2 protein-coding genes are annotated in these 3,274 nt (G+C 70.5%); both read left to right on the top strand.

What is annotated here, in order from left to right; all coding sequences use genetic code 11:
* The first annotated feature begins 99 nt into the window (after positions 1-99).
* Entirely contained in the window at positions 100-2,220 is a 2,121-nt protein-coding gene (gene uvrC / locus H5J33_RS28485) for an excinuclease ABC subunit UvrC (RefSeq protein WP_181797703.1), read from the top strand.
* The gene (gene rapZ, locus H5J33_RS28480; protein WP_181797702.1) at positions 2,217-3,260 is read left to right on the top strand and encodes an RNase adapter RapZ; all 1,044 of its coding nucleotides are present in this window, start codon (positions 2,217-2,219) and stop codon (positions 3,258-3,260) included. Before uvrC ends, rapZ begins: the two co-directional genes overlap by 4 nt.
* Positions 3,261-3,274 lie beyond the last annotated feature (14 nt).

The following is a 3,274-nucleotide window of genomic DNA, read 5'->3' as shown; positions in this document are numbered from 1 at the left end:
GCGTCGGCCGGGGCGGGCCGCCGTACGGGTGCGAGGGTTATCCACAGGCCCGGCACAGCGCCCGACGCGGTGTCGGCGGTCGCCAGTAGGGTGTGAGACATGGCCGATCCCTCCAGCTACCGCCCCAGGCCGGGTGAGATCCCGGACTCCCCGGGGGTGTACAGGTTCCGCGACGAGCACCGCCGGGTGATCTACGTCGGAAAGGCGAAGAGCCTGCGCCAGCGCCTGGCGAACTACTTCCAGGACCTGGCGAACCTGCACCCGCGCACCCGGACGATGGTGACCACCGCCGCGTCCGTGGAGTGGACCGTGGTGTCCACGGAGGTCGAGGCGCTACAGCTGGAGTACTCCTGGATCAAGGAGTACGACCCCCGGTTCAACGTCAAGTACCGCGACGACAAGAGCTACCCGTACCTCGCGGTGACGATGAACGAGCAGTTCCCCCGCGTCCAGGTGATGCGCGGTCACAAGAAGAAGGGCGTTCGGTACTTCGGGCCGTACGGGCACGCGTGGGCCATCCGGGACACCGTCGACCTGCTGCTGCGGGTGTTCCCGGTGCGCACCTGCTCGGCCGGCGTCTTCAAGAACGCCGCCCGCACCGGCCGCCCCTGTCTGCTCGGTTACATCGACAAGTGCTCCGCGCCCTGCGTCGGCCGGATCAGTGCCGAGGACCACCGGGAGCTGGCCGAGGAGTTCTGCGACTTCATGGCCGGCCGGACCGGCACCTACCTCCGCCGTCTGGAGAAGCAGATGATGGAGGCGGCCGAGGAGATGGAGTACGAGCGGGCGGCCCGCCTGCGGGACGACATCGGGGCGCTGAAGAAGGCCATGGAGAAGAACGCGGTCGTCCTCGCCGACGCGACCGACGCCGACCTCGTCGCCGTCGCCGAGGACGAGCTGGAGGCGGCCGTGCAGATCTTCCACGTACGCGGCGGCCGGGTCCGCGGTCAGCGCGGCTGGGTCACCGACAAGGTCGAGGACGTCACCACGGGCGCCCTGGTCGAGCACGCCCTGCAGCAGCTCTACGGCGAGGAGAGCGGGGACACCGTCCCCAAGGAGGTGCTGGTCCCGGCCCTGCCCGAGCCGGTCGAGCCGGTCCAGGAGTGGCTGACCGGCCGCCGCGGGGCGAACGTGTCGCTGCGCATCCCGCAGCGGGGCGACAAGAAGGCGCTCATGGAGACCGTGCAGCGCAACGCCCAGCAGTCCCTCGCGCTGCACAAGACCAAGCGTGCCTCCGACCTGACCACCCGCTCGCGCGCGCTGGAGGAGATCGCCGAGGCCCTCGGCCTGGACAGCGCCCCGCTGCGGATCGAGTGCTACGACATCTCCCACCTCCAGGGCGACGACGTGGTGGCCTCCATGGTCGTCTTCGAGGACGGACTCCAGCGCAAGAGCGAGTACCGCCGCTTCCAGATCAAGGGCTTCGCCGGCCAGGACGACGTCCGCTCCATGCACGAGGTGATCAGCCGCCGCTTCCGGCGTTACCTCGCCGAGAAGGAGCGCACGGGGGAGTGGGCCGACGGCACCGGCACCGATCTCGTCGGCGACGGCGGTACCGGCGGCGACGGCGCGGACACCGACGGCACGCTCGCCGGCCCGGACGTGATCACGGACTCCCTCAAGGACGACGACGGCAGGCCCCGGAAGTTCGCCTACCCGCCCCAGTTGGTGGTCGTCGACGGCGGTCAGCCGCAGGTGGCAGCGGCCCAGCGTGCCCTGGACGAACTGGGCATCGACGACATCGCCGTCTGCGGTCTCGCCAAGCGCCTGGAGGAGGTCTGGGTGCCCGGAGAGGACGACCCGGTGGTCCTGCCCCGCACCAGCGAGGGGCTCTACCTGCTCCAGCGGGTGCGTGACGAGGCGCACCGCTTCGCGATCACCTACCAGCGCACCAAGCGCGCCAAGCGCTTCCGCGCCGGCCCGCTGGATGACGTCCCCGGTCTCGGGGAGACCCGCAAACAGGCCCTCATCAAGCATTTCGGTTCGGTGAAGAAACTGCGGTCCGCCACAATCGAGCAGATCCAGGAAGTGCCCGGGATAGGCCGGAAGACGGCGGAGACCATCGCCGTGGCCCTCGCCCAGGCGGCCCCGGCCGCACCCGCCGTGAACACGGCGACCGGAGAGATCATTGAGGACGAGGAACCCGACACGACGGGGGGTTCCTCGGGGGAGCCCGTGACCGCGGGCTTCCCGGACGAACGACGGGGGCAGGAGACATGACGGAGCACGACGCACAGCCCGGCGCACAGCGAGATCTGACGCACGGCGCCACGGGCGGCGAGGCCGTCCGGCACGACACCGGCCAGGGCCCGGCCCGGCCCGACGCCGGCCGGGAGACGGGCCAGGACAACGGAGCACAGGTGAGTACGGGCAGCGAGACGACCGGGGTCCCCGAGGCGGCCATCCCCGAGCTGGTGATCATTTCCGGTATGTCCGGAGCCGGCCGGTCCACGGCCGCCAAGTGTCTGGAGGACCTCGGCTGGTTCGTCGTGGACAACCTGCCGCCCGCCCTCATCCCCACCATGGTCGAGCTGGGCGCCCGCTCGCAGGGCAACGTGGCGCGGATCGCGGTCGTCGTGGACGTGCGCGGCCGGCGCTTCTTCGACAACCTGCGCGAGTCCCTCGCCGACCTGGACACCCGGGGTGTCACCCGGCGGATCGTCTTCCTGGAGTCCTCCGACGAGGCCCTGGTCCGCCGTTTCGAGTCGGTGCGCCGGCCGCACCCGCTCCAGGGGGACGGACGCATCGTCGACGGCATCGTCGCCGAGCGCGAACTGCTGCGCGAGCTGCGCGGTGACGCCGACCTGGTGATCGACACCTCCAGCCTCAACGTGCACGAGCTGCGCGCCAAGATGGACGCCCAGTTCGCCGGGGAGGAAGAGCCCGAACTGCGGGCCACGGTGATGTCCTTCGGCTTCAAGTACGGCCTCCCGGTCGACGCCGACCTGGTCGCGGACATGCGGTTCCTGCCCAACCCGCACTGGGTCCCGGAGCTGCGTCCCTACACCGGTGTCAACGAGGAGGTCGCGGCCTACGTCTTCAACCAGCCCGGTGCGAAGGAGTTCCTGGACCGGTACGCCGAACTCCTGCGGCTCATCGCCGCCGGCTACCGGCGCGAGGGCAAGCGGTATGTGACCATCGCGATCGGCTGTACCGGCGGCAAGCACCGCTCGGTCGCGATGTCGGAGAAGCTCGCCGCGCGCCTGGCGGCCGAGGGCGTGGAGACGGTGGTCGTGCACCGGGACATGGGACGGGAATGACGCAACGTACACCG

The organism is Streptomyces sp. WELS2, assembly GCF_013870595.1.
Lineage (GTDB): Bacteria > Actinomycetota > Actinomycetes > Streptomycetales > Streptomycetaceae > Streptomyces.
Note: the sequence above shows the minus strand (reverse complement) of the source record. Positions and strands in the feature narration are given on the sequence as shown.

Bases quoted from the DNA above. Each gene is read 5' to 3' on its own strand.
- rapZ (WP_181797702.1), top strand. From the start codon at position 2,217: ATGACGGAGCACGACGCACAGCCCGGCGCACAGCGAGATCTGACGCAC.
- uvrC (WP_181797703.1), top strand. From the start codon at position 100: ATGGCCGATCCCTCCAGCTACCGCCCCAGGCCGGGTGAGATCCCGGAC.